This window comes from Streptomyces sp. NPDC032198, assembly GCF_040636975.1.
Classification (GTDB): Bacteria; Actinomycetota; Actinomycetes; order Streptomycetales; family Streptomycetaceae; genus Streptomyces.
In genome coordinates this window covers 39,283-64,845 of sequence record NZ_JBEZVL010000014.1, presented here as the reverse complement: position 1 = coordinate 64,845, position 25,563 = coordinate 39,283, and the positions used below count along the sequence as shown (strand labels likewise).

The 25,563-nt window shown below is 71.8% G+C and carries 19 protein-coding genes; 14 read left to right on the top strand and 5 right to left on the bottom strand.

Annotated features, from left to right (window positions below):
• Positions 1 to 91: 91 nt before the first annotated feature.
• Positions 92 to 1,642 carry an NAD(P)/FAD-dependent oxidoreductase gene (locus AB0E78_RS32165; RefSeq protein WP_361840002.1) on the top strand — a complete coding sequence of 517 codons (1,551 nt, stop codon included), beginning with the start codon at positions 92 to 94 and terminating at the stop codon, positions 1,640 to 1,642.
• A 46-nt stretch (positions 1,643 to 1,688) separates the two neighbouring features.
• On the opposite strand, the gene AB0E78_RS32160 is transcribed toward AB0E78_RS32165, so the two are convergent.
• Complete coding sequence (locus AB0E78_RS32160) at positions 1,689 to 3,497, bottom strand: serine hydrolase (RefSeq protein WP_361839999.1); 1,809 nt, start codon at positions 3,495 to 3,497, stop codon at positions 1,689 to 1,691.
• Positions 3,498 to 3,672: 175 nt separating this feature from the next.
• On the opposite strand from AB0E78_RS32160, the gene AB0E78_RS32155 reads away from it, so the two are divergent.
• Complete coding sequence (locus AB0E78_RS32155; RefSeq protein ID WP_361839996.1) at positions 3,673 to 4,776, top strand: nitronate monooxygenase family protein; 1,104 nt, start codon at positions 3,673 to 3,675, stop codon at positions 4,774 to 4,776.
• 33 nt (positions 4,777 to 4,809) lie between these two features.
• Positions 4,810 to 6,366: an acyl-CoA synthetase gene (locus AB0E78_RS32150; RefSeq protein WP_361840505.1), complete on the top strand. Its 1,557-nt coding sequence runs from the start codon at positions 4,810 to 4,812 to the stop codon at positions 6,364 to 6,366.
• 109 nt (positions 6,367 to 6,475) lie between these two features.
• Here AB0E78_RS32150 and AB0E78_RS32145 read toward each other — a convergent pair whose 3' ends face one another.
• The gene (locus tag AB0E78_RS32145; RefSeq protein WP_361839993.1) at positions 6,476 to 8,905 is read right to left on the bottom strand and encodes a penicillin acylase family protein; all 2,430 of its coding nucleotides are present in this window, start codon (positions 8,903 to 8,905) and stop codon (positions 6,476 to 6,478) included.
• A gap of 140 nt (positions 8,906 to 9,045) precedes the next feature.
• Between AB0E78_RS32145 and AB0E78_RS32140 the strand changes: the two genes are divergently transcribed.
• On the top strand, positions 9,046 to 10,542 hold the full coding sequence (locus AB0E78_RS32140; protein ID WP_361839991.1) for an acyl-CoA synthetase: 1,497 nt from the start codon (positions 9,046 to 9,048) through the stop codon (positions 10,540 to 10,542).
• Positions 10,543 to 10,560: 18 nt separating this feature from the next.
• Here AB0E78_RS32140 and paaK read toward each other — a convergent pair whose 3' ends face one another.
• Positions 10,561 to 11,847 carry a phenylacetate--CoA ligase PaaK gene (paaK, locus tag AB0E78_RS32135; protein WP_361839988.1) on the bottom strand — a complete coding sequence of 429 codons (1,287 nt, stop codon included), beginning with the start codon at positions 11,845 to 11,847 and terminating at the stop codon, positions 10,561 to 10,563.
• A 176-nt stretch (positions 11,848 to 12,023) separates the two neighbouring features.
• Here paaK and AB0E78_RS32130 point away from each other — a divergent pair, with 176 nt between their 5' ends.
• Together AB0E78_RS32130 and AB0E78_RS32125 are read left to right on the top strand one after the other, a co-directional pair.
• Positions 12,024 to 12,869 (top strand): alpha/beta hydrolase, encoded by an 846-nt coding sequence (locus AB0E78_RS32130; RefSeq protein WP_361839985.1) that lies wholly within the window; start codon positions 12,024 to 12,026, stop codon positions 12,867 to 12,869.
• A 25-nt stretch (positions 12,870 to 12,894) separates the two neighbouring features.
• Positions 12,895 to 13,578 (top strand): chorismate mutase, encoded by a 684-nt coding sequence (locus AB0E78_RS32125; protein ID WP_361839982.1) that lies wholly within the window; start codon positions 12,895 to 12,897, stop codon positions 13,576 to 13,578.
• Positions 13,579 to 13,644: 66 nt separating this feature from the next.
• Here the strand turns inward: AB0E78_RS32125 and AB0E78_RS32120 are convergent, their stop codons facing one another.
• A complete protein-coding gene (locus AB0E78_RS32120; RefSeq protein ID WP_361839980.1) occupies positions 13,645 to 15,258 on the bottom strand; it encodes an acyl-CoA synthetase in 1,614 nt (537 codons plus the stop codon).
• A 176-nt stretch (positions 15,259 to 15,434) separates the two neighbouring features.
• On the opposite strand from AB0E78_RS32120, the gene AB0E78_RS32115 reads away from it, so the two are divergent.
• The 6 genes from AB0E78_RS32115 (at position 15,435) to AB0E78_RS32090 (ending at position 21,056) form a co-directional block, all read left to right on the top strand.
• Positions 15,435 to 16,235 (top strand): crotonase/enoyl-CoA hydratase family protein, encoded by an 801-nt coding sequence (locus AB0E78_RS32115; protein ID WP_361839977.1) that lies wholly within the window; start codon positions 15,435 to 15,437, stop codon positions 16,233 to 16,235.
• Positions 16,236 to 16,353: 118 nt separating this feature from the next.
• Positions 16,354 to 17,313, top strand: coding sequence for an OB-fold domain-containing protein (locus AB0E78_RS32110; RefSeq protein ID WP_361839974.1), 960 nt, complete (start codon positions 16,354 to 16,356; stop codon positions 17,311 to 17,313).
• Positions 17,314 to 17,349: 36 nt separating this feature from the next.
• Entirely contained in the window at positions 17,350 to 18,402 is a 1,053-nt protein-coding gene (locus AB0E78_RS32105; RefSeq protein WP_361840502.1) for a thiolase domain-containing protein, read from the top strand.
• A 20-nt stretch (positions 18,403 to 18,422) separates the two neighbouring features.
• Positions 18,423 to 19,589, top strand: a complete 1,167-nt coding sequence (locus AB0E78_RS32100) for a thiolase domain-containing protein (RefSeq protein ID WP_361840499.1) — start codon at positions 18,423 to 18,425, stop codon at positions 19,587 to 19,589.
• 106 nt (positions 19,590 to 19,695) lie between these two features.
• Positions 19,696 to 19,959 (top strand): DUF397 domain-containing protein, encoded by a 264-nt coding sequence (locus tag AB0E78_RS32095; RefSeq protein ID WP_361839971.1) that lies wholly within the window; start codon positions 19,696 to 19,698, stop codon positions 19,957 to 19,959.
• A 182-nt stretch (positions 19,960 to 20,141) separates the two neighbouring features.
• A complete protein-coding gene (locus tag AB0E78_RS32090) occupies positions 20,142 to 21,056 on the top strand; it encodes a universal stress protein (RefSeq protein ID WP_361839968.1) in 915 nt (304 codons plus the stop codon).
• A gap of 63 nt (positions 21,057 to 21,119) precedes the next feature.
• Here AB0E78_RS32090 and AB0E78_RS32085 read toward each other — a convergent pair whose 3' ends face one another.
• Positions 21,120 to 21,851 (bottom strand): leucine-rich repeat domain-containing protein, encoded by a 732-nt coding sequence (locus tag AB0E78_RS32085; RefSeq protein WP_361839965.1) that lies wholly within the window; start codon positions 21,849 to 21,851, stop codon positions 21,120 to 21,122.
• A gap of 169 nt (positions 21,852 to 22,020) precedes the next feature.
• Here AB0E78_RS32085 and AB0E78_RS32080 point away from each other — a divergent pair, with 169 nt between their 5' ends.
• Positions 22,021 to 24,912, top strand: coding sequence for an AAA family ATPase (locus tag AB0E78_RS32080; RefSeq protein WP_361839962.1), 2,892 nt, complete (start codon positions 22,021 to 22,023; stop codon positions 24,910 to 24,912).
• Between the two features lie 95 nt (positions 24,913 to 25,007).
• Entirely contained in the window at positions 25,008 to 25,508 is a 501-nt protein-coding gene (locus AB0E78_RS32075) for a hypothetical protein (protein ID WP_361839959.1), read from the top strand.
• Positions 25,509 to 25,563: the final 55 nt, after the last annotated feature.

Sequence of the window (25,563 nt, the reverse complement as noted above, 5' to 3'; positions counted from 1 at the left end):
CGCTGGGGCGGGTGGGTCGTCCGCGGGCTTGTTGTGGCTGGTCGCGCAGTTCCCCGCGCCCCTTCGGGGCGCTCTCGTGCTACCAAGAGTCATGCCTCCTCGCGATCGATACGACGCCGTCATCGTCGGCGGTGGTCACAACGGACTCGTGGCCGCCGCCTACCTCGCCCGCGCCGGACGCTCCGTCCTGGTCCTCGAGCGGCTGGCCGGCACCGGCGGGGCCGCCGTGTCCAGCCGCCCCTTCGCGGGTGTCGACGCCCGCCTCTCGCGCTACTCGTACCTGGTCAGCCTGCTGCCGCGGAAGATCGTCAGCAACCTCGACCTGGACTTCCGGGTGCGCACCCGCACCGTCTCCTCGTACACGCCGACCGAGCGCGACGGGAGCCCGGCGGGACTGCTCGTCGGCGGGGGCGAAGCGCGCACCAGGGACGCCTTCGCGCGGCTCACCGGTGGTCCGCGCGAGTACGAGGCCTGGCGGGAGTTCTACGCCATGACGGGCCACGTCGCCGAGCAGGTGTTCCCCACGCTCACCGAGCCGCTGCCCACGCGTGACGCCCTGCGCGAGCGGATCGGTGACGAGACGGCCTGGCGCACGCTCTTCGAGGAGCCCATCGGCGCCGCCATCGAGGAGCGGTTCGCCGACGACCTGGTGCGCGGGGTGGTGCTCACCGACGCCCTCATCGGCACGTTCGCCGACGCCCACGACCCGTCCCTGCGCCAGAACCGCTGCTTCCTCTACCACGTCATCGGCGGCGGCACCGGCGACTGGAACGTCCCCGTCGGCGGCATGGGCGCGCTCACCGGAGCCCTCGCTGCCTCGGCCCGCGCGGCGGGCGCCGAACTCGCCACCGGCCACGAGGTCACCCGCGTCGACTCGGACGGCCAGACCGCCGAGGTCACCTACCGGACGCCCGAGCGCGAGGCCACCGTCGCCGCCCGGCACGTCCTGGTCAACGCCTCACCGCAGGAGCTCGCCGCCCTCGTCGGGGGCGCCCCGCCCACTCCGGCCGAGGGTGCCCAGCTCAAGGTCAACATGCTGCTCGACCGGCTGCCGAGGCTGCGCGACACGTCGGTCGACCCGCACGAGGCCTTCGCCGGGACGTTCCACATCGGGGAGGGCTACGGCGAGCTGGCGACCGCGTACGCCCAGGCCGCGTCCGGTGAGCTGCCCGCCGCGCCGCCCTCCGAGATCTACTGCCACTCCCTGACCGATCCCAGCATCCTCGCCCCGGAACTCGTGGAGCGCGGCTGCCAGACCCTCACCCTCTTCGGGCTGCACACGCCCGCCCGCCTCTTCGCCCACGACAACGACGCCGTACGGGCCGAGCTGCTGAAGTCGACCCTGGCGCAGCTGGACGCGCACCTGGCCGAGCCGATCGCCGACTGCCTGGCCACCGACGCCGAAGGAGGCCCCTGCATCGAGGCCAAGACCCCGCTCGACCTGGAACACGACCTGCGCCTGCCCGGCGGCAACATCTTCCACCGCGACCTCGCCTTCCCCTACGCGCAGGAGGACACCGGCCGCTGGGGCGTGGAGACGCGGCACGCGAACGTCCTGCTGTGCGGGGCGGGTGCCGTGCGCGGTGGCGGGGTCAGCGGCATCCCCGGGCACAACGCGGCCATGGCGGCGCTGGGCGAGTAGCCGCGGGTACGGGGACGCCGCCCGGCCCCGGACCGGCGCGGCGTCCTCAGTCCGCCGAGGTGGTCCAGCCCACCGCCTCGATCCGCGCCGCGTCGGCGGGCCGTGCCTCGTCGAAGACCGTGCGGCGCCCGTCCTCGACCCGCAGTCCGTCGGCGTACGCGCCACGTCCCACATAGAGCTGGTCCGTCGCGTACCGCCAGCGCAGGCGCACCTGTTCGCCCCGCCACCGCGCGAGGTCCGCGGTCAGCCGGTGCCAGACGCGGCCCGACCAGCCGGACGCGGTGCCGTCGGGGTGCTCTCTGGGGTCCGACCCCCGGTGCTCCGTGGTGAAGGGCACCGGCTGCCAGGTCGTGCCGTCGTCGCGGGACGCCTCCAGGCGCAGTTGGTCCGAGCCGGGCTCGGTGTCCCACCACAGGGAGCACCGCAGCTCTCCCCGGTCCGTGGTGAGGGTGAGCGGCGGCAGGGTCAGGGTGGCCGATGCCCCGTTCGCCATGCCGGAGAACCACGCGGTGCGTCCGTGGGCCGGACGTACGGGGACGGCGCGTGCCATGCGGTTGGCCGTCGCCACCCTGGGCGCCGATCCGGAGCGCCAACTGCGCACCGGATGAACCGAGTTGCCGAGGACGACGAGGAAGGAGTCGGTCGTCGGGTCCAGCACGAGCGAGGTGCCGGTGAATCCCGTGTGGCCGGCGGTGCGCGGAGTCGCCATCGCGCCCATGTACCAGTGCTGGTAGAGCTCGAAGCCGAGGCCGTGCTCGTCGCCGGGGAAGGCGGTGTTGAAGTCGGTGAACATCAGCTTCACGGACTCGGCGGACAGGATGCGGGAGCGGCCGTAGACCCCGCCGTTGAGGAGCGTACGCCCGAGGATCGCGAGGTCCCAGGCGCAGGAGAACACCCCCGCGTGTCCCGCGACCCCGCCGAGGCCGAAGGCGTTCTCGTCGTGCACCTCGCCCCACACCATGCCGCGGTCAAGGCCCGACCAGGGCGGCCGGGCGTCCTCGGTGGCGGCTGTCTTCGGCTGCCAGGACGCGGGCGGGTTGTAGCGGGTGCGGTGCATTCCGAGGGGAGCGGTGATCTCGTCGCGGAGCAGCGCGTCCAGGCGGCGGCCCGTGATCTCCTCCAGGACCAGCTGGAGCGAGATCAGGTTCAGATCCGAGTAGAGGTACTTTGTGCCCGGCGGGTTGAGCGGTGCCTCGTTCCAGATCAGGCGCAACTGCCCCTCTCGCGTGGGCTCCTTGTAGAGGGGGATCCAGGCGCGGAAACCCGAGGTGTGGGTGAGGAGCTGGCGGACGGTGATGTCCTGCTTGCCCGCGCCCCCGAAATCGGGGAGGTACGAGGCGACCTTCGCCTCCAGCTCCAGCTTGCCCCGCTCGATCTGCTGCACCGCGAGCAGCGAGGTGAAGAGCTTGGAGACGGAGGCGAGGTCGAAGACCGTGTCCTTGGCCATCGCGATCTGCCGGTCGGCCGGCAGCTCGACGCCGGTGTCGGTCTTCTCGTCGTACGCCGAGTAGCGCACCGCCTTGCCGATGGGGTGGTGCAGGGCGACCGTGCCGCCGCGGCCCGCCAGCAGGACGGCGCCCGCGTACCAGGGGTGCTTGGGGGATGGGCCGAGGAACTGCTCGGCGTCGGCGACCAGTTGCCGCAGGTGCCCGGCGAGCAGTCCGGCGCGCTCGGGGCTGCCGGGCCGCAGCGTCGGATGCCGGTCACCGGGCGTGGATTCCGCCGCCGCGGCGGGCCCCGCGGGGAACGGCACCAGCGCGAGCGCCCCGCCCAACGCCACGATCCGCGCGCCCAGGTGGCGTCGGCTCAGCCCGTCATCCGCTCTGCCCGACGTCGCCCCGCTGTCCTCGGCCATGACTGTGCCCCCTCCTGAAACTCTCCTGGGCTGAAATTATCTTTCGGGATCACAAGAGACTGCTGAAACTTTCATGTCAGTGCCTGGCCCTGTCAACCACGGGCGCCCGGCAAAGATCTGACACTGCATCAGAAAATCTCTTCCGTCGTCCGGGCGGCTGCGGCATCCTGCGCCCATGCAGACAGAGCTGAGCAGGAAACTGGGGATCGAGCACGCCATCTTCGGCTTCACGCCCTTCCCCGCGGTGGCGGCCGCCATCAGCAGGGCGGGCGGATTCGGTGTGCTCGGCGCGGTCCGCTACACGGCGCCCGACGAGCTGGCCCGGGATCTCGACTGGATGCAGGAGCACGTCGGCGACAAGCCGTACGGCCTCGATGTCGTGATGCCCGCGAAGAAGGTCGAGGGGGTGAGCGAGGCCGACGTCGAGGCGATGATCCCCGAGGGCCACCGGCAGTTCGTCACGGACACCCTCGGCAAGTACGGCGTGCCCGAACTCGCCGAAGGAGAGGCGTCCGGCTGGCGCATCACCGGGTGGATGGAACAGGTGGCCCGCAACCAGCTCGACGTGGCCTTCGACTACCCGATCAAGCTGCTCGCCAACGCGCTGGGCTCGCCGCCCGCCGACGTCATCCAGCGCGCCCACGACCACGACGTACTCGTCGCCGCCCTCGCGGGCAGCGCCCGGCACGCGCGCAAGCACGCCGACGCGGGCATCGACATCGTCGTCGCGCAGGGCTACGAGGCGGGCGGCCACACCGGTGAGATCGCCTCCATGGTCCTGACGCCGGAGGCCGTCGAGGCCGTCGCGCCACTGCCGGTGCTCGCGGCGGGCGGCATCGGCAGCGGGGACCAGATCGCCGCCGCGTTCGCGCTCGGCGCGCAGGGCGTGTGGCTCGGCTCCCTCTGGCTCACCACGACCGAGGCCGACATGCACTCGCGGGCGCTCACCGAGAAGCTCCTGGCGGCGGGATCGGGCGACACCGTCCGCTCGCGCGCCCTGACGGGCAAACCCGCACGTCAGCTGCGCACCGAATGGACCGACGCCTGGGACGACCCGGACGGACCCGGCACGCTGCCCATGCCGCTGCAGGGGCTCCTGGTCGCCGAGGCGGTCTCACGCATCCAGAAGTACGAGGTCCAGGCGCTGCTCGGCACGCCCGTCGGGCAGATCGTCGGCCGCATGAACAGCGAACGCAGCGTCCAGGCGGTCTTCGACGATCTGACCCGTGGTTTCGAGCGGGCCATCGACCGGGTGAACCGCGTCGCCGGACGCGACTGACGAGACGACGGAGGAGAGGTCCTTATGAGCAGCATGCCGGGCAGCACGCCCCCCAACGGCTTCTGGGCACAGGCCGAAGCGGACCCGGACCGCGTGGTCCTGACCGCGCCCGACGGCGAGGAGTGGACCGCGCGGCGCCTGCACGCGGCGACCAATCAGCTCGTCCACGGGCTGCGCGCGGCGGGCCTGGAGCGCGGCGACGCCTTCGCCGTCGTGCTGCCCAACGGTGTCGAGTTCCTCACCGCGTACCTGGCGGCCTCACAGGCCGGTTTCTATCTGGTCCCGGTCAACCATCACCTGGTCGGCCCGGAGATCGCCTGGATCGTCTCCGACTCCGGTGCGAAGGTCCTTGTCGCGCACGAGCGGTTCGCGCAGGCCGCGACCCACGCCGCCGACGAGGCGAAGCTCCCGGGCACGCACCGGTACTCCGTGGGTGAGGTTCCCGGCTTCCGCCCGTACGCCGAACTCCTCGCGGGGCAGCCGGAGTCGCCCCCCGCCGACCGCACGCTCGGCTGGGTCATGAACTACACCTCGGGCACGACGGGACGTCCGCGCGGCATTCGCCGTCCCCTGTCCGGCAAGCTCCCCGAGGAGTCGTACCTCGGCGGCTTCCTCGGCATCTTCGGCATCAAGCCCTTCGACGGCAATGTGCACCTCGTCTGCTCGCCGCTCTACCACACGGCGGTCCTCCAGTTCGCGGGTGCGGCCCTGCACATCGGCCACCCGCTGGTCCTGATGGACAAGTGGACGCCCGAGGAGATGCTGCGCCTCATCGACACCTGCAAGTGCACGCACACCCACATGGTCCCGACCCAGTTCCACCGCCTCCTCGCACTGCCGGACGCGACGAAGGCGGCGTACGACGTCTCATCCATGCGGCACGCCATCCATGGCGCCGCGCCCTGCCCCGACCACGTCAAACGGGCGATGATCGAGTGGTGGGGCGAGTGCGTCGAGGAGTACTACGCGGCCAGCGAGGGCGGCGGCGCCTTCGCCACCGCGCAGGACTGGCTGAAGCGGCCGGGCACCGTCGGCAAGGCCTGGCCCATCAGCGAACTCGCCGTCTTCGACGACGACGGCAACCCGGTCCCGGCAGGTGAACTCGGCACCGTCTACATGAAGATGAGCACCGGCGGTTTCTCGTACCACAAGGACGAGTCCAAGACGAAGAAGAACCGCATCGGCGACTTCTTCACCGTCGGCGACCTCGGCGTTCTTGACGAGGACGGCTACCTCTACCTCCGCGACCGCAAGATCGACATGATCATCTCGGGCGGGGTCAACATCTACCCCGCCGAGATCGAGTCCGCGCTGCTCACCCACCCCGCCATCGCGGACGCCGCCGCGTTCGGTATCCCGCATGACGAGTGGGGCGAGCAGGTCAAGGCGGTCGTGGAGGTGGCGGAGGGCCATACGGCCGACGACGCTCTCGCCGCCGAGATCCTCGACCACTGCGAACGCCGACTCGCGGGCTACAAAAGGCCGAAGAGCGTCGATTTCATCGAGGTCATGCCACGAGACCCGAACGGCAAGCTCTACAAGCGACGTCTGCGCGAGCCGTACTGGGAGGGCAGGGAGCGCGCGCTCTAGCCCGGCCCCGTCAGGGGCGCGGGGAACTGCGCGATACGCCCCCACCGAAGGTGAAAGACGAGACAGGGCCACCCCACGGCGAGCAAGACGCGGGGTGGCCCTGTTCCAGCTAACGCGGCACGGCAGCTCCCCGTACCTTCTCCACCTTCAGCTTCGGGTCGCGCATGATGTCCTTCTCGCAGAATCGCGACGTCACCCAGCGCTCACCGGAGTACAGCCGCGTCTGATCGCTGTAGTGCGGCGAGTTCGGGTTCGACGACTGCGAGTAGGTCAGGAGCGTGCGTGCCTTCGGGCAGCTGCTCTTGTCCCAGCCGACCGCCTGGATGTGGCTCGAACCGTGCGCGACCTCGGTGTAGCCGCCGCCCTTCGCGTCCCAGACCGGTTCGACCTTGTTCCACACACCGATCGACTCCGTGCCGCCGTGGACGGGCAGCCGCTCCGAGCCGCGTACGACGAACTGGTTCTTCCCCAGTGGCGCGTCGAGTGCGATGCCTGCCCCGCTCAGCTCCGTCACCGCGTCGGCGAGCGCGGTCGCGAAACCCGGCGCGTCCGTGTTGAGGGTGTTCGGGGTGCGCACCGGGTCGGCGGCGGAGAACGGCACCTTCCACAGCTGGGCGTTCGGCACGGCGGCGACCAGCTTGCGCCAGAACCGGTCGAAGAGCAGGGCGCCCCTGCTGTCCGTGTTCATGGTCCGGTCCCAGCCCTTGAGCGCGGCACAGGCCTTGCGCACGTCAACCGGCTTGCCGTCGCTGCCCGTTGCGGTGCCGCCGGGCAGCGCGGCACACGCGCGTGCCGCGTCGTCGGCGACGAGGTCGCCCGCCGGGGCACGGTTCGCGAACTGGTGCTTCTGCAGGTCCTTGACCGTCAGGCCGCCCTCGTCCGCCATCGCCGCGACATCCTCGATGGCACCGCGCGTCCGCATGGAGCGCTGCGTGCCGATCGTCCCGAACACCCGCTCGTAGCCCGTGATCGGCCGGTCGGCATGGGTGAGCCAGGCACTGTCGTTGGAGTTCTCCGCGTACGGGGCGTCCTTGAGGGTGGGCATCTTCGACGGGCCGAAGATGCCGGGCTGGAGGGCGTCCTTGTCCGAGCCGAGCGCGCAGTCACCGCGCGAACCGTCGAGCACGGCCACACCCGACGCCGGGTACGTGACCTTGCCCAGATCCGTGGAGCAGCGCGCGGCCAGGTCGTCGGTGATGCGGGGCAGCACCTGCGACTGGCTGAGGAGCGAGTGGCCCTTGCGGTCCGCGGCGACGGTGTTGACCCACGGCAGGCCCTGCGTGTCGCGCAGCGCCTTCAGCACGCCGGCCGTGGAGCGGGCCTTGCCGAAGCCGAGGTCGGTGTCGCTGCCGCGCATGTTCGTGGCGTTGGGGTCGTTCAGGGCGTACGCCGTCTTCGCCGACCACGGCAGCGGGAGCTGCGCCCCGAGGCCGGTGGTGACCGGACCGTACCGGGTCCACCACTGGGTGCGGGTCACCGGAGCACCGCCCTTGACCGGCACCTCGACCGTCCGCTTCGTCATCTTCTCCGGCTTGCCGTCCACCAGATAGGCGGTCGGATCGGCCGGATCCAGCGTGAGCTGATGAAGATTGAGGGTCACGCCGGTCGCCACGGTGTGGCTCCACGCCACATCGCCGTTGAAGCCGATGTTCACCACGCTCGTGCCGAGCAGCGAACCGCCCGAGACGTTCAGCTCGCCGGGGATGGTCTGCTGCGACTGCCAGAAGCGACGGCCGCCCTGCCAGGGGTAGTGCGGGTTACCGAGCAGCAGACCCTTGCCGTTCGCGGTGGTCTTCCCGCTGAACGCGACGGCGTTGGAACCCATGACGGCCTCGTCGGCCGAGAAGAGCTTGCGCGCCTCCTTCGCGGTGCGCCCGGGATCAGGAGCGCGGTCCGGGGCGCTCGCGGCAGGCGGCCGCGCGGCGGTGATGCCGTCTATGCCGCGCCCCTGACCGCCCAGGACCTGGACGGCGAAGCCCTGCCTTGCCACGTCCAGGGAGGTGATCGGGCGCAGCCACTTGGCGCCCTTGCAGGCGGGGTCGGTGACGCGGTTCTGCTTCAGCCAGGCGTTGTAGCCCGCCGCGAAGCCGGACATCAGCTTCTTCGACGTGGCGCTCGGCCCTGCCGGAGCGGGCTGCCTGAGGAGCTTCTCCACCGTGTGCGTGCCGCGGACGCCGCCGAAGTAGAGGTCGCTGGAGAGGTTCGTGGTAGCCGAGGACAGCGAGCCGTCGGGCTTGCCGTCAGGGCCGAAGTACCGTGACCGCTCGCCGCGCACGGTCACATATCCCTCGGCGAGGGTGCACACCTGGTCGGCGGCCTGCGCCCAGCCGGTGCCGAAGCCGAGGTTCTCGTAGTCCTTGGCGAGAATGTGCGGAATGCCGTACTGCGTGTAGCGGACGGTCGCGGTCAGGCCGTGGCCCGACGGGCGGGATTCACGGGCCTCGGCCGCACCGGCGGTGGCGGCGGACGACGGAAGGAACGCCGCGGCGGTCAGCAGGCTGACGCCGAGGGCCGTCAGGCGTCTGATGCGGGTACGCATGGAGCCTCCCAACTGCTCTGAGGAAGAGGGCGGTTGAGCGTACCAACCGGTATGTCAGTTGATCGAGTACCGCGACCGCCCCGGTTCGTGCCCCGTACGGAGCCTTGACCGCCGTGACACGCGCGGCACAGGATCACGCCATGACGGGTGTACGCAGCAATACGGTCGACGACGTCCTGACGCGCAGTGCGCGGCGTGTGCCGGGGCGGGTGGCCCTGCGCTACGGCGAGCGGGAGTGGACGTACGCGGAGTTGGACACGGCTGTCTCGTGTGCCGCTCAGGTGCTGCGCGAGGAGGGGCTCGTCCCCGGCGACCGCGTCGGCGCCTACGCCCACAACTCGGACGCGTATCTGATCGGCTTCCTGGCCTGCTCGCGGGCGGGTCTGGTCCATGTGCCGGTCAACCAGAACCTCGTCGGCGACGAACTGGCGTACATCGTGGGCCAGTCGGGCAGCTCCCTGGTCCTGGCCGACCCGGACCTCGCCCCGCGGCTCCCCGGCGACGTACGCGCCCTCGCCCTGCGCGACGCGGACGACTCCCTGCTCGCGCGCCTCGCCGGAGGACAGGCGTACGACGGGGAGGGGCCCGGAGCGGAGGATCTGGCCCAGCTGCTCTACACCTCCGGCACGACCGCCCTCCCCAAGGGCGCGATGATGACGCACCGCGCCTTGGTCCACGAGTACGTCAGCGCCATCACCGCCCTGGACCTCAAGGAGACGGACAAGCCCGTCCACGCGCTGCCGCTCTACCACTCGGCGCAGATGCACGTCTTCCTGCTGCCGTACCTGGCGGTCGGCGCCGAGAACACGATCATCGACGCGCCCGACGCCGAGCGGATCTTCGAGCTGGTCGAGGCGGGCCGCGCCGACAGCCTCTTCGCGCCGCCCACGGTGTGGATCGGCCTCTCGAACCACCCCGGCTTCGCCACCCGCGACCTCGGGGGCCTGCGCAAGGCCTACTACGGGGCGTCGATCATGCCGGTGCCCGTCCTGGAGCGCCTGCGCGCACGGCTGCCCGCGCTCGCCTTCTACAACTGCTTCGGGCAGAGCGAGATCGGCCCGCTCGCCACGGTCCTCGGCCCCGACGAGCACGAGGGGCGGATGGACTCCTGCGGGCGGCCCGTCCTCTTCGTGGAGGCGCGGGTCGTGGACGAGCGTGGCCGTGAGGTGCCCGACGGCACGCAGGGCGAAGTCGTCTACCACTCGCCGCAGTTGTGCGAGGGCTACTGGGACAAACCCGAGGAGACCCAAGAGGCCTTCCGCGACGGGTGGTTCCACTCCGGGGACCTCGCCGTGCGGGACAAGGAGGGCTACTTCACGGTCGTCGACCGGGTGAAGGACGTCATCAACTCCGGCGGCGTCCTGGTCGCCTCGCGCCAGGTCGAGGACGCGCTCTACACCCATGCGCGGGTCGCGGAGACAGCCGTGATCGGGCTGCCGGACGAGCGCTGGATCGAGGCGGTCACCGCCGTCGTCGTACGCAACGGAGACGTCACCGAGGCCGAACTCATCGACCACGCGCGCGAGAAGCTCGCCCACTTCAAGGCACCCAAGCGGGTCCTCTTCGTGGACGAACTGCCGCGCAACGCGAGCGGGAAGATCCTCAAGCGGGAGCTGCGGGACCGCTTCAGCGCCTAGACGCCCATTGCCTGGGCGCTACTTGTCGCGCAGGTCCACGATCCGCTTGAACTTGCCCACCGACCGCTCGATCGTCTCCGGGTCGACGATCTCGACCGCCACCGAGACGCCGATGCCGTCCTTCACCGCCGACGCGATCTCCCGCGCAGCCGCCTCGCGCCGCTCGGGAGTCGTGTCCGCCCGGGACTCGGCCCGCACCGTCAGCGCGTCCATGCGGCCCTCCCGGGTCAGGCGCAGCTGGAAGTACGGGGCGACGCCCGGCGTCCGCAGGACGATCTCCTCCACCTGCGTGGGGAAGAGGTTCACGCCGCGCAGGATCACCATGTCGTCCGACCGTCCCGTGATCTTCTCCATCCGGCGGAAGACGCGTGCGGTGCCGGGCAGGAGCCGGGTCAGATCTCGGGTGCGGTAGCGGATGACGGGCATGGCCTCCTTGGTGAGCGACGTGAAGACCAGCTCTCCGCGCTCGCCGTCCGGAAGCACCTCTCCGGTGATCGGGTCCACCACCTCCGGATAGAAGTGGTCCTCCCAGATGTGCAGGCCGTCCTTGGTCTCCACGCACTCCTGGGCGACACCGGGGCCGATCACCTCCGAGAGCCCGTATATGTCGACCGCGTCGATCGCGAACCGCTCCTCGATCTCGCGGCGCATCTCCTCCGTCCACGGCTCCGCGCCGAAGATGCCGACCTTGAGGGACGTCGTGCGCGGGTCGACGCCCTGCCGCTCGAACTCCTCCAGGAGCGTGAGCATGTACGAGGGCGTGACCATGATGATCTCGGGGCGGAAGTCCTGGATCAGCTGGACCTGGCGCGCCGTCATGCCGCCGGACGCGGGGATCACCGTGCAGCCGAGCCGCTCCGCGCCGTAGTGCGCGCCGAGACCGCCGGTGAACAGGCCGTAGCCGTACGCCACATGGACCTTGTGCCCGGGGCGGCCACCCGCCGCGCGGATCGAGCGGGCGACGACGTCCGCCCACATCGACAGGTCCTGCTCGGTGTAGCCGACGACCGTGGGTCGCCCCGTGGTGCCGCTGGACGCGTGCAGGCGCCGCACCTCGGACTGTTCGACCGCGAACATGCCGAAGGGGTAGTTGTCCCGCAGGTCGGACTTGGCCGTCAGCGGGAAGCGGGCCAGATCGGAGAGTGCGCGGCAGTCGTCGGGGCGCAGGCCCGCCTTGTCGAAGGCCGCCCGGTAGAAGGGCACGTTCTCGTACGCGTGCAGCAAGGTGTCCTGGAGGCGCTCCAGTTGCAGGGCCTCGAGCTCCTCGCGTCCGAGGCGCTCCGCCGCGTCCAGCATGGCCGTCATATGCCGTTCTCCCGTCCCAAACGGGCGACCGATCATTCGGTCGTCGATCTTCCGTCAAGGTCAGTAATCCAGCCCCGGGGGCGGCCGTCAAGAGATCGCGCAGTGCCGCCTTGAGCTGGGGCGCTGCGGCCGAACGGCATTGTCCGGGTGCGGCGTGAGATGTGATGATCACCCCCATGCCGACATTCACCGCATACGACGGGACCGAGCTCGCCTACCACGAGAAGGGGGACGGTGAGCCGCTGCTCTGTGTGCCGGGCGGCCCCATGCGCGCGTCCGCCTACTTCGGCGATCTCGGCGGCCTGACGGCGCACCGCCGTCTGGTCCTGCTCGACCTGCGCGGTACGGGCGACTCCGTGGCGCCGGCCGACCCGGCGACGTACCGCTGCGACCGGCTGGTGGACGACGTCGAGGCGCTGCGCGAGCACCTGGGTCTCGATCAGGTCGACCTGCTCGGCCATTCGGCGGCCGGCAACATCGCCACGCTCTACGCGGCGCGCCACCCGAAGAGGATCCGCCGCCTCGTCCTGATCACCCCGGCCACCCAGTCGCTCGGCCTCACCCTGGGCCCCCGGGACCACCTCGACGCCGCGTCGGCGCACCAGGGAGAGCCCTGGTACCCGGCGGCCGAGGCCGCGCTGAAGGAGATCGCGGGCGGACGCGACCCCGCCGAGGTGTGGGACGCGATCGTCCCCCTCGCCTACGGGCGCTGGGACGCCGCGGCGCGGGCGCACCAGGCGGCCGGCGCGCGGGAGAAGAACGCCGAGGCTGCCGCCCTGTTCTACGGCGACGGCGCCTTCGACCCGCCCGCCACGCGCGCGGCACTGGCCGAGCTGACCGCGCCGGCGCTCGTCCTCGCGGGGGAGTACGACGGCGCCCCCAACCCCGCTCACGCGGCGGAGTTCGCCGGGTTCTTCCCGGGCGGGGTACGTCAAGTGCAGCCCGGCGGTGGGCACTTCCCGTGGCTGGACGACCCGGAGTGGTTCGCGCGGCGGGTGGCGGGGTTCCTCGCACAGGACTAGGGCGTGGTCGACGGGTGATCGTACGATGGCCCGCGGCGCTTCGCTGCCGCCGCCCGAGCAGCCGACCATCAGGGGAATCACCGTGCGTCTTGCCTCGTCCTCCGCGGGCCGTCTGCTCGCCGCCGGTGCCGTGACGGCGGCTCTGCTGTCGGCCAGCGGCGGGGCGGCTGTCGCCGCCCCGGCCCGGCAGCCGGTCGCCGCCTCGTCGGTCGCCGGCGCGGGGTCGTACGCACGGCTGCACACCTTGGCCGATCTCGCTGCCCAGCGCCTGGCCACCGCCGATCTCGTCGCCGCCGCGAAGTACGGCACGGACAGCCCCATCGACGACCCGGCCCGCGAGAAGCAGGTGCTCGACGACGTCGCGCGGCAGGCGCGGGAGCTGGGCGCCGATCCCGAGGCGACCGTGCGGATCTTCCGGGACCAGATCGAGGCCAACAAGGTGGTGCAGCGGGAGCTGCACCGGCGCTGGGACGCGGACCCTTCGCAGGCGCCGGTGGAGCGGCCCGATCTCGCGGAGGTCCGCAAGGAGATCAACCGCCTGAACGGGGAGCTGGTGCGGGGGATCGCCGACTCGCCGTCGGCGCGGTCCATGCCTTCTTGCCGTGGGTTCGTGGTTCTGGCGGGCGTACGGGTGCGTGGTGAGCGGCAGCTTGACGTGCTGCATGCGGTGGCCCTGGGGCGGGCGTTGCCGTCCGTCTGCGCGGACTGACGGTCTCTCTGCCCCGCCGCTTCGCGACGGATCCCTTCCCGCCTACCCACCCGATTGCCCGTAGCGCTAGCCCCCCGCCGCCACCGCCTTCGCCCACCGGTAGTCCGCCTTGCCGCTCGGGGAGCGTTGGATCTGCGGCGTGAAGACCACCGCGCGGGGGATCTTGTAGCCGGCCAGCCGGGTTCGGCAGTGGGTCTGGACCGCCTCCAGGTCCAACGGGGCCGCCCCGTCGCGCAGTTGGACGACCGCGGCGACGCGGTTGCCCCAGCGTTCGTCGGGGACTCCGGCGACCAGCGCGTCGTACACGTCGGGATGCGACTTCAGCGCCTGCTCGACCTCCTCCGGATACACCTTCTCGCCCCCGGTGTTGATGCACTGCGAGCCCCGGCCGAGGACCGTGACGATGCCCTCCTCGTCGACGGTGGCCATGTCGCCGAGCAGGACCCAGCGCTCCTCGCCCTTCTGGAAGAAGGTCTCGGCGGTTTTCGCCGGGTCGTTGTAGTAGCCGAGCGGCACATGGCCGCGCTGGGCCAGGCGGCCCGGCTCGCCCACCGGGACCGGCTCGTGCGTGACCAGATCCACCACTTGGGTGCGCTCGTTGACCTCCAGACGGAAGCCCTTCTCCGGGCCCGAGTCGTCCGTCGCCTTGCCGTTGGAGCCGGACTCGGACGAGCCGAAGTTGTTCAGGAGCAGGACGTCGGGGGCCAGTTCCTGGAACTGGGCGCGCACCGTCTCCGACATGATCGCCCCGGACGAGGAGACGCTGAACAGCGACGACAGGTCGGTGCCCTTGAGCGGGCCGCGCAGGGCGTCGATGAGCGGCCTGAGCATCGCGTCGCCCACCAGCGACACGCTGGAGACCTTCTCCCGCTCTATCGTGCGCAGCAGTTCCTCGGGAACGTACTTACGGTGGATCGCCACCCGCTGCCCGTAGTTGAAGGCGATGAACGACGTCAGCGTCGACGTGCCGTGCATCAGCGGGGGAGCGGGGAAGAACGTGATGCCGGGGCCGCCCGCAGCGACGCGCTCCGCCAGCTCCTCGGGCCGCTTCACCGGCTCACCCGCGGGCTCGCCGCCGAAGAGCCCCGCGAAGAACAGGTCCTCCTGGCGCCACATCACCCCCTTGGGCATGCCGGTGGTGCCGCCGGTGTAGATGATGAACAGGTCGTCGGCCGAGCGCGCCGCGAACCCGCGCTCGGGTGAACCCGCCGCCTCGGCGTCGGTGAAGGCCACCACGTCGAGCGCGGGCGCGTCGGCGGGTGGGGTCCCCACCCGCACCAGATGCCGCAGCTTCTCCGTGCGCGGCTGCGCCGCCGCGACCCGTTCGGTGAACTCCGCGTCGAAGACGAGCGCGGCGAGATCCGCGTCGCGGTAGAGGTAGACCAACTCCTCCTCCACGTAGCGGTAGTTGACGTTGACCGGCACGAGGCGTGCCTTGAGGCAGGCAAGGACGGTCTGGAGGTATTCGACGCCGTTGTAGAGATGGAGCCCCAGATGCTCGCCGGGCTTCAGGCCGCTGTCGATCAGGTGGTGCGCGAGACGGTTGGCGGCCCGGTCGAGCTCGGCGTACGTCAGCCTGCGTTCCGCCCCGGTGCCCGGGTGATCGATGTACACGAGCGCCTCGCGGTCGGGGACCACGTCGACGACCGACTCGAACAGGTCGGCAAGGTTGTACTCCACCGCTCCTCCTGACCCCGGCGTCATCTCTTCTGGCGGTCATCAGAGCAGAGGCACCCACAAGTGGGAAGGGCCCTCGTTGAAGAAATCTGACTGGCTGTCAGAAAACTATTGAACTGGCTCCCCGCCTACTGCAACCTGTTCCAGGTCCGAAGCCGACGGCAAGAAGGAGCACGGCCATGGGTGGGACGGAACATCTCGCTGTGCAGCGCGAAGGCGCCACACTGATACTCACGCTCAACCGGCCGGAGGCGAAGAACGCGCTCTCGTTGCCGATGCTGGTGGGCCTCTACGACGGATGGGTCGCCGCCGACGAGGACGACGAGATCCGCTCCATCGTGCTCACCGGGGCGGGCGGCGCGTTCTGCGCCGGCATGGACCTCAAGGCCCTCGCGGGCAAGGGCATGGGCGGCGATCAGTACCGGGACCGCATGAAGGCCGACCCCGATCTGCACTGGAAGGCGATGCTGCGCCACCACCGCCCCCGCAAACCCGTCATCGCCGCCGTCGAGGGGTACTGCGTCGCGGGTGGCACGGAGATCCTCCAGGGCACGGACATCCGCGTCGCGGGCGAGTCCGCGACCTTCGGCCTCTTCGAGGTCAAGCGCGGCCTGTTCCCCATCGGCGGCTCGACCGTGCGCCTCCCGCGCCAGATTCCCCGTACGCACGCCCTGGAGATGCTGCTCTCCGGGCGCCCCTACTCGGCGCGGGAGGCCGCGGACGTGGGCCTCATCGGGCATGTCGTGCCGGACGGCACCGCTCTGGAGAAGGCCCTCGCCATCGCCGGGCAGATCAACGCGTGCGGGCCGCTCGCCGTCGAGGCGGTCAAGGCGTCCGTGTACGAGGCCGCCGAGATGTCCGAGACGGACGGCCTGGCCGCGGAGCTGAAGCGGGGGTGGCCGATCTTCGACACCGCCGACGCGAAGGAGGGCTCCAGAGCCTTCGCGGAGAAACGGCCCCCGGTGTTCCGGCGCGCCTAGGTCCGTTCTCGGCTGCGGGGCCGTCGTGGCTGGTCGCGCCCGCGCGGCGGAGCCGCACATCGATACAGCCCCGCGCCCCTTCGGGACGCTCCCATCGCCTAGAAACGGAGTTCTGCTCATGGCATCCGCTCCCTCACCCGAAGTGCTGCGTGCGCCTCTGGTCGTCGAGTTTCCCTTCACCCGGTCCCTCGGGCCCGTGCAGAGCGCCTTTCTCACCGGGCTGCGCGAGCGCACCGTGCTCGGGGTCAGGACCACCGACGGGCGCACCCTCGTCCCGCCCGTCGAGTACGACCCCGTGACCGCCGACGAGATACGCGATCTGGTCCAGGTCTCAGCCACCGGCACCGTCACCACCTGGGCCTGGAACCACGAACCCCGCAGGGGGCAGCCCCTTGACCGGCCCTTCGCCTGGGTCCTGGTGAAGCTCGACGGCGCCGACACCGCCCTGCTGCACGCCCTGGACGCGCCGGGCCCCGAAGCGGTCAGGACCGGCATGCGCGTCCGCGTCCGCTGGGCCGCCGAACGCACCGGCGCCATCACCGACATCGCCTGCTTCGAGGCGTACGAAGGACCGGCGGGAGGCGAAACCGCAGCGCACGACGGGGAGTTCAGCGATCCCGTCACCGGCATCGTCGCCCAAGCGCGCCTCGACTACACCTACGCGCCCGGCCGCGCGCAGACCGCGTACATCAAGGCCCTCTCCGAACAGCGGACCGTCGGTGAGCGCTGCCCCTCCTGCCGCAAGGTCTACGTCCCGCCCCGCGGCGCCTGCCCCACCTGCGGCGTCGCCACGACCGACCGGGTCGAGGTCGGCCCCCGCGGCACCGTCACGACGTACTGCATCGTCAACATCAAGGCGAAGAACCTCGACATCGAAGTGCCCTACGTGTACGCGCACATCGCCCTCGACGGCGCCGACCTCGCCCTGCACGCCCGCATCGCGGGCATCCCCTACGACCAGGTGCGGATGGGGCTGCGCGTCGAGCCGGTGTGGACCGAGGGTGCCCGCTTCCCCGACCACTACCGGCCCACGGGCGAGCCGGACGCCGACTACGACACGTACAAGGAGATGGTGTAGATGCCGCCCGCGAAGACGTCCGCGAAGCCGTCCGTGATGCGGCCCGTCCGGGATATCGCCATCGTGGCCTTCGGGCAGACCGACCATCTGCGCTCCACCGACGAGCTCTCCGAGGTGGAGATGCTCATGCCGGTCCTGCACCAGGTCCTCGCCTCGACCGGCCTGAAGACCAGCGACATCGGCTTCACCTGCTCGGGCTCGTCGGACTATCTCGCGGGACGCGCCTTCTCCTTCACCATGGCGCTGGACGGGGTGGGGGCCTGGCCGCCGATCTCCGAGTCGCACGTCGAGATGGACGGGGCCTGGGCGCTGTACGAGGCGTGGACCAAGCTGCTCACCGGTGACGCCGACACCGCGCTCGTGTACTCCTACGGCAAGTCGTCCCCGGGATCGGTGCGCGACGTACTGACCCGGCAGCTCGACCCGTACTACGTGGCGCCCCTCTGGCCGGACTCGGTCGCCCTCGCCGCCCTCCAGGCGCAGGCGCTGATCGACGCGGGGGACGCCGACGAGCCCGCACTCGCCGGGGTGGCCGCACGCAGCCGCGGGGACGCCGCCGCCAACTCCCATGCGCAGCTGCGCGGTTCGGTGCCGCAGGGCGACTACGTCGTACGCCCCCTGCGCACCGGTGACTGCCCGCCCATCGGTGACGGGGCCGCCGCCGTCATCCTCGCGGCGGGGGACCGGGCCCGTGAGCTGTGTGAGCGGCCCGCGTGGATCCGGGGCATCGACCACCGCATCGAGGCACACAGCCTCGGCGTGCGCGACCTCACCGACTCGCCCTCCAGCCGCCTGGCCGCCGAACGGGCCGGTGCCTTCGAACGACCGGTGGACACCGCCGAGTTGCACGCGCCGTTCACCTCCCAGGAGATCGTCCTGCGCAAGGCGCTGAAGCTGGGCGACGACGTCTCCGTGAACCCGTCCGGGGGCGCCCTTGCCGCGAACCCCGTCATGGCCGCCGGTCTGATCCGGCTCGGCGAGGCCGCGGCCCGCATCCACCGGGGCGAGTCGGACCGCGCCCTCGCGCACGCCACATCCGGCCCCTGCCTCCAGCAGAACCTGGTCGCCGTCCTCGAAGGAGAGTCGTGATGAGTGGGGTGAGCGGTGGGGTGAACAAGGAGCCCGTGGCCATCGTCGGGATCGGCCAGACCAAGCACGTCGCCGCCCGGCAGGACGTTTCGATCGCGGGGCTCGTCCGGGAGGCGGCCCAACAGGCGCTCGCGGACGCCGAGTTGACGTGGGCCGACATCGACGCCGTGGTCATCGGCAAGGCGCCGGACTTCTTCGAGGGCGTCATGATGCCCGAGCTGTACCTCGCCGACGCGCTCGGCGCCGTGGGCAAGCCGATGCTGCGCGTCCACACGGCGGGCTCCGTCGGCGGCTCCACGGCGCTGGTCGCCGCGAATCTGATCGCGGGCCGCGTCCACGGCACCGTACTGACCCTCGCCTTCGAAAAGCAGTCGGAATCCAACGCGATGTGGGGGCTCTCCCTGCCCGTCCCCTTCCAGCAGCCGCTCCTCGCGGGCGCGGGCGGCTTCTTCGCCCCGCACGTGCGCGCCTACATGCGGCGCACCGGCGCCCCCGACACGGTCGGCTCGCTCGTCGCCTACAAGGACCGCCGCAACGCCCTGAAGAACCCCTACGCGCACCTGCACGAGCACGACATCACCCTGGAGAAGGTCCAGGCGTCGCCGATGCTCTGGGACCCGATCCGCTACTCCGAGACCTGCCCCTCGTCCGACGGGGCCTGCGCGATGATCCTCACCGACCGTGCGGGCGCGGCCCGTTCGCCCCGGCCGCCCGCCTGGATGCACGGCGGCGCGATGCGCAGCGAACCGACCCTGCACGCGGGCAAGGACTTCGTCTCCCCGCAGGCGGGCAAGGACTGCGCGGCCGACGTGTACCGGCAGGCGGGGGTCACGGACCCGCGGCGCGAGATCGACGCCGTGGAGATGTACGTGCCGTTCTCCTGGTACGAGCCGATGTGGCTGGAGAACCTGGGCTTCGCCGAGGAGGGCGAGGGCTGGAAGCTCACCGAGTCGGGCGTGACGGAGCTGGACGGCGATCTGCCCGTCAACATGTCGGGTGGCGTCCTGTCCACCAATCCCATCGGCGCCTCGGGCATGATCCGCTTCGCCGAAGCGGCACTTCAGGTGCGTGGCCAGGCCGGCGAGCACCAGATCGACGGGGCCCGCAGGGCGCTCGGACACGCCTACGGAGGCGGTTCGCAGTTCTTCTCCATGTGGCTGGTCGGCGCGGAGCAGCCCACGACGTGACGGTGTGCCGGGCCGGACGGGCGGTCGTCCTCCTTCCGCGGCCTGTCCGGCACCGGAACCGAAAGCTAGGCTGGCGGGCGGACGACGCATCGGGAGGAGCACGGACGTGGCCGAAAGCACCATTCAGCAGCATCCGCTCGCAGGTCAGCAGCGCCCGCTCGCGGGCTGGGACAAGCCGGAGCTCGACCTCAGCACAGCGGACTGGCAATCGAGCAGCGACGGACGGGGTGATGTGGAGATCGCCTTTGTCGAGGGTTTCATCGCGATGCGCAACGCGGGCCGTCCCGAGAGCCCGTCCCTCATCTTCACTCCGGCGGAGTGGGGCGCGTTCGTGCACGGCGCGCGTGCGGGGGAGTTCGATCTGACGTAGGCCGGTCCGGCGTAGGCCGTGCGGGGCGTTGTGGACCCCGTCTCCGGCTGTCGCGGCCGCTCGCGGCTTCCACCGTGCTGAGCTGGTGACTTTGGACTCCGCCCCCGGCCCGCCTCCTGGACGAGGCCGGGACCGGGAGCGGAGCCGGTCGACCTTGGCCCAGTGCCGGAGACGAGGAAGCCATGCGCGACGAAGCGCCCGTTGAAGCCGTTGCCGCCGTCGATGGACCTGTTGTCGTGGCCGTCGACGGCTCGGCAGGCAGCGACCACGCCCTGGAATGGGCACTGACCGCCGCGCGGCTGCGGAACGCGCCGCTGCGCGTCGTGCACGTACGCCAGTACGCGATGCCGCTGGCCGACGGTCCGTACATGCCGACCATCGATCACCGCCCGGACGCCGACCCGGTCGTCGACCGGGTGCGCGCGGCCCTGGAGGGACGGGCGGATCTGCCGCCGCTGACCGTCGAGGTCGTGGAGGGCACCGCCGGGCGTGACATCCCGCGGCTCGGCGACGAGGCGCGGTTGCTGGTGCTCGGATCACGCGGGCGCGGCGGCTTCACCAGCCTGCTGCTCGGTTCGAACGGCCTTGCGTGCGCGCGGGACGCGGCCTGCCCCGTGGTCGTGGTGCGGCCGGACGAAGAGCTCACTTCGGGGGCCCAGCCGTGCGTGGTGCTCGGGCTCGACGCGCTCTCCCCGCACGACGACACGATCGGTTTCGCCTTCGCCGAAGCGGCGCTGCGAGGCGCGGCGCTCCGGGTCGTCTGCGCCTATCCCGGGCCCGTCCTCGTCTACACGGCCACCGGTGACTTCGTGACCTCGGCGGAGGCGGACGCGGCGACCGCGGCGCACTGCACGGAGCTGGCGGGCGAGCAGCTCGCGCCCTTCCAGGAGCGGTATCCGAAGGTGCGCGTCGAGAGGGAGGTCCTGCCGGGGGACGCGGCGGGGCTCCTGGTGGAGGCGTCGCGAGAGGCCGAACTAGTGGTGGTGGGGAGGCACCAGCACCGCAAGCCGCTGGGGAGGCTGATGGGATCGGTGACCAACGCCGTGCTGCTGCACGCGAAGGGCGCGGTGGCCGTGGTGCCGCCCGAGCCCCGGTAGAGGGACCGCCGACGCGCACAGGTCTGTCCGGCACCCCGCACGCACCGGTCCGCTCGCCCCGCCTCACCGCAGCACCACGCACCCCTGCCCCTCCAGCCTCCGCAGCAGCTCGTCCGGCACGGCGACCTCGTTCCAGCGCAGGTCGAGCTTCTCCAGTGCGGGCAGGTCGCCGGTCCACGGCGGGAGCTCGCGCAGGCGGTTCGCCCGCAGATCGAGTCTCCGCAGGCGGGGCAGGCCACGCAGGGCCGCCGGCACCGTCGTGAACTCGTTCTCGCGCAGCTCCAGTTCGCGCAGGTCGGCGAGACCGCGGAACGAGGCGGGGAGCGAGGTGAGGCGGTTCCCGCGCAGCCACAGTTCACGCAGCGCGGTCAGGGCGCCGAGCGAGGAAGGGAGCGAGGCCAGACGGTTGTGCTGGGCGCGCAGTTCCACCAGGGCTCCGAGTGAGCCCAGGGTGTCCGGAAGCGCCGTCAGCCGGTTCTCGCCCACGTTGAGGTACGTCAGCCGCTTCAGGTCGCCGAGGGAGTCCGGCAGCGCCGTGAGGTGGTTGTCGTGGACGTAGAGGAAGCGGCTCAGGGACGTCAGGTCCCCCAGCTCCGGCGGGAGTTCCGTCAGGCGGTTGTGGCCCAGGTCCAGCGTGTGCAGCGAGGCCAGGGTGCCGATCCGAGCGGGGAGTCGCGTGAGCGCGTTGTCGGGCAGGAGCAGGACCTCAAGGGACGGGTGGTGCCACACCGCGTCGGGGACGTCGCTCAGGCCGCCGTGCCAGTAGTTGAGTACGTTCTCGGTGCCGACCGTCACGTGAGGTCCCTTCGTCCGGAGCGGGTGGCGATGGGATGACCATGCCCCCTTTCACCGCTGTGGCCGAATCGGCTCCGGGCGGGCCCCGCGGGCGTAATCTGAAGTGCCTGAAGGCCAAGACACGCGCCGCGGGAGGCGCCCGGCGCACCACCGTGGCGGGGAGTGTCCCATGGTGCATCACGGCACCCACGGAGAGCGGATCCTCTTCGAGCGTGAGAGCGAACTCGCGGCGGTCGACGAGGCGTTGACCGAGTTGTGCGGCCTCTCGCGGGACGGGTCGGAGCCCCCGGACCGGTCCCGGGGCGCGCTCATCGCCTTCGCGGGCCGTGCGGGTCTCGGCAAGACCTCCCTGCTCGCCGAGGCGCGGCGCCGCGCCGTCGACAAGGGCTGCACCGTGGCGCCGGCCCGCGGCGGCGACCAGGAGCAGCGGGTCGCCTTCCACGTGGCCCGGCAGCTCGTGCAGCCACTGCTCGCCTCCGTCCCCGACGCGGAGCTGCGGGACGTCCTCGGCAGCTGGTACGCCATCGTCGGCCCCGCCCTCGGGCTCTGCGCGGCGCCGGACGACGCGCCCCCCGATCCGCAGGGGCTGCGGGACGGGCTCGACTGGGTGCTCACCCATCTCGCCGTGCAGCGCGCACCGTTGGTGGTCATGGTCGATGACGCGCACTGGGCCGATACGGAATCGCTGAGCTGGCTGACCGCCTTCGCGCCCCGCGCGGAAGCCCTCCCGCTGCTGCTCGTCGTCGCCTACCGGCCCGAGGAACTGCCCGCCCACGCGGCTGAGTTCAGAGGCCTGCCCGGACGTGCCGGGCAGCGGCCCATCGGACTCGAACCGCTCAGCGCCACCGCGGTCGCCCGGCTCGTACGAGACACGCTCGGCGCCCGCGCCGACGACGCGTTCTGCCGCGAATGCTGGGCCGTCACCGCGGGCAACCCGTTCGAGGCCGTGGAACTGACCGCGAAGGTGCGCGACCGCGGGCTGACCCCCGACGAGGCCGGCGCGCATCTGCTGCGCGATCTCGCCGCCGCCGTGAAGGGCAACGGCCTCGTCGCCCGCCTGGAGCGGCTCGGCACCTCCACCGTCCGGTTCGCCTGGGCCTGCGCCGTCCTGGGTACCTCGATCTCCCCGGGCCTCGCCGCGGCCGTCGCGGGCATCGGCGAGCGGGAGTCCGCCGACTGCGCGGACCGCCTGCGCCGCGCCCGGGTCCTGGCCGGCGCCGACACCCTGGAGTTCGTGCACCCGCTGATCGCCACCGCCGTCTACCGCGCCATCCCCGGCGGCGTGCGCGTCGCCCTGCACGGGCAGGCCGCATGGTCCGTGATCAACGCGGGGCTCGGCGCGTCCGCCGCCGCACGCCACCTCCTCGAGGTCCACCCCGACGGCGACACCTGGGTCGTGCAGCAGCTGCGCGCCGCAGCCCGCGAGACCGTCCGCGCGGGCGCCCCCGACGCCGCCCGCCGCTATCTCGCCCGCGCACTGCGCGAACCCCCGTCCTGGGAGGACCGCGCCGCGGTCCTCTACGAACTCGGCTGCGCGTCCCTCCTGACCGAACCTGCCACGACCGTCAACCACCTGCGCGCCGCGCTCGAAGAGCCCATCACCGACCCCGTCCTGCGGCACGGCGTCGTCTACCGCCTCTCCCAGGTCCTCGCCCACTCCGACCGGCTCGAAGAGGCCTCCGACGCCCTCGCCCGCGAGATCCGCCTCACCAGCGATCCCCGGGTCCGCATCCGGATGCACGCCGAGAAGTTCATGTGGGACGCCTTCCGCGCCGACGAACCCGACTCGCCCGCCCGCTCCCGGCGCCTGGCCCGCCTCGCCGACCGGCTGCCGGGCCGCGATCTCACCGAGCGGTACATCATCGGGCTGCGCGCCTGGGACGCGATGCTGCGCGCCGAACCCGCCCAGGCCGCCGTCCGCAACGCCGAGCGCGCCCTGGTCGGCGGGCTCGGCTGGGCCGAGGAGGACCGGGGCTTCGAGGTCCCCGTCCTGGTCGCGCTCACCTTCCTGTACGCCGACCGGCCGGGGCGGGCCGAGGAACTCTTCGCCGCCGGGATCGCCGACTTCGAACGGCAGGGCTGGCGCGGCGCCCACCTGTCGTTCGCGTACACGCTCCTCGCGTACGTACGCTTCCGCCGCGGGCGCCTCGTCGAAGCCGAGGACTTCGTGCGCGCGGGGCTGCGGATCGCCGAGCGGGTGGGCTCGGGAACGCCCGCCCACTGGTACGCCGTCGGCATCCTCATCGAGATCCTGCTGGCCCGTGGCCGCGTCGCCGAGGCCACCCGGACCGCCGAGGAGTACGGCTTCGGGGAGCCCTTCCCGGCGGCTGTCGTCTTCCCCGACGCGCAGGCCGTGCACGGTGAACTGCTCCTCGCCCGCGGCCTCACCCGCGACGCGGCGGCCGAACTCGCCGCGGCGGGCCGCCGCCTCGATCCGCGCGGCATGCGCAACCCCGCCTGGTGCCCCTGGCAGCTCCACCTCGCGCTCGCCGAGGCCGACGACGCCCCCGAGCGCGCGCTCGCCACCGCGTACGAAGCGGTACGCCGGGCCCGCAGGTTCGCCACCGCGTCGGCGGTCGGGCAGGCGCTGCGGATCACCGCCGACGTGGCATCGGGCTCCGCGCGCATCAAGCTCCTGGAGGAATCCGTCAGCCACCTGGAGCGATCGCCCGCGGCGTACGAACTCGCCTGTGCGCTGGTCCGGCTCGGCGCCGAACTGCGCCGCGCAGGCCGCCCCAAGGACGCCGCCGACCCGCTCTACCGAGGGCTGGAGGCCGCCGTCCAGTGCGGAGCCGACGGCCTGGTGGAGCAGGCCCGTGACGAGCTGGCGGCAGCCGGCCTGCGCCCCCGGCTGCTGCACGGCACCGAGACGGACACGCTCACCGCGCGCGAGCGCACCGCCGCGGCGCTCTCCGTCCGCGGTGGGTCCGCCGCCAGCATCGCCGAGGAGATGCACACCGACGAGGCGGCCGTCGTCCGGCTGCTCTCCGCCGTCTACCGGAAAGTGGGAACGGACCACTCCGGTCTTGCCGCCGCGCTCGCGCCCCACCACCCCCGCTGACCTCGCCCTGAACACCGGCCCACCCGCCGTGCGCCCCGCGTGGACCGGCGCCGCCCCCGCGCCGACAAGCACCGCGGGACACGTACCATTGGCGCATGTCCTTCCTCCGCCGCCGCAGCGCCGCCACTCCCGCCGGCCCGGACTTCGATGTCCTTGCCATGGACCCGGGTGACTGGCCCGGCAACCTCGGCGCGGGCCTGCTGCCCGCCCCCGACGGCAGCTGCCAGGGCGTCTTCCTGCGCTACGACCTCTTCGGCGGGCGCGGCCCCGCGATGATCATCGGCAATCTGCCCGAGGGTTCCCCGGCGCGCGAGACGGCCGACGACGAGGTGCCCTTCGAGGTGGCCCAGCTGCTGCAGGCGCTGGAGAACGACGAGGAGGTCACCGTCGTCAGCACCGAGGACATGCCGGTGATGCAGGGCGACAACCTCCTCATCGTGCGCCGCCTCAAGCTCTCCGAAACCCGCATCTCCTGCGTGCAGTTCGACCGCAGCGACGGCGTCCTCGTCACCATCGCCGCCTGGGACCGGCCGATCACCGACGATCTGTACGCCCTCCTGAAGCCGCTGCCCGCGGAGCTCTTCCAGCAGGGCTGACCCACCGGGCACCACCGCAGGCCACGTACCCACCCCTTCTGCCGGACCGTCTGCC

Coding starts and splice junctions, on each gene's coding strand:
- AB0E78_RS32140 (WP_361839991.1), top strand. CDS start 9,046: ATGACGGGTGTACGCAGCAATACGGTCGACGACGTCCTGACGCGCAGT.
- AB0E78_RS32110 (WP_361839974.1), top strand. CDS start 16,354: ATGGCATCCGCTCCCTCACCCGAAGTGCTGCGTGCGCCTCTGGTCGTC.
- AB0E78_RS32075 (WP_361839959.1), top strand. CDS start 25,008: ATGTCCTTCCTCCGCCGCCGCAGCGCCGCCACTCCCGCCGGCCCGGAC.
- AB0E78_RS32150 (WP_361840505.1), top strand. CDS start 4,810: ATGCCGGGCAGCACGCCCCCCAACGGCTTCTGGGCACAGGCCGAAGCG.
- AB0E78_RS32145 (WP_361839993.1), bottom strand. CDS start 8,905: ATGCGTACCCGCATCAGACGCCTGACGGCCCTCGGCGTCAGCCTGCTG.
- AB0E78_RS32115 (WP_361839977.1), top strand. CDS start 15,435: ATGGGTGGGACGGAACATCTCGCTGTGCAGCGCGAAGGCGCCACACTG.
- AB0E78_RS32125 (WP_361839982.1), top strand. CDS start 12,895: ATGGCCCGCGGCGCTTCGCTGCCGCCGCCCGAGCAGCCGACCATCAGG.
- AB0E78_RS32105 (WP_361840502.1), top strand. CDS start 17,350: ATGCGGCCCGTCCGGGATATCGCCATCGTGGCCTTCGGGCAGACCGAC.
- AB0E78_RS32090 (WP_361839968.1), top strand. CDS start 20,142: ATGCGCGACGAAGCGCCCGTTGAAGCCGTTGCCGCCGTCGATGGACCT.
- AB0E78_RS32155 (WP_361839996.1), top strand. CDS start 3,673: ATGCAGACAGAGCTGAGCAGGAAACTGGGGATCGAGCACGCCATCTTC.
- AB0E78_RS32130 (WP_361839985.1), top strand. CDS start 12,024: ATGCCGACATTCACCGCATACGACGGGACCGAGCTCGCCTACCACGAG.
- paaK (WP_361839988.1), bottom strand. CDS start 11,847: ATGACGGCCATGCTGGACGCGGCGGAGCGCCTCGGACGCGAGGAGCTC.
- AB0E78_RS32165 (WP_361840002.1), top strand. CDS start 92: ATGCCTCCTCGCGATCGATACGACGCCGTCATCGTCGGCGGTGGTCAC.
- AB0E78_RS32160 (WP_361839999.1), bottom strand. CDS start 3,497: ATGGCCGAGGACAGCGGGGCGACGTCGGGCAGAGCGGATGACGGGCTG.
- AB0E78_RS32080 (WP_361839962.1), top strand. CDS start 22,021: ATGGTGCATCACGGCACCCACGGAGAGCGGATCCTCTTCGAGCGTGAG.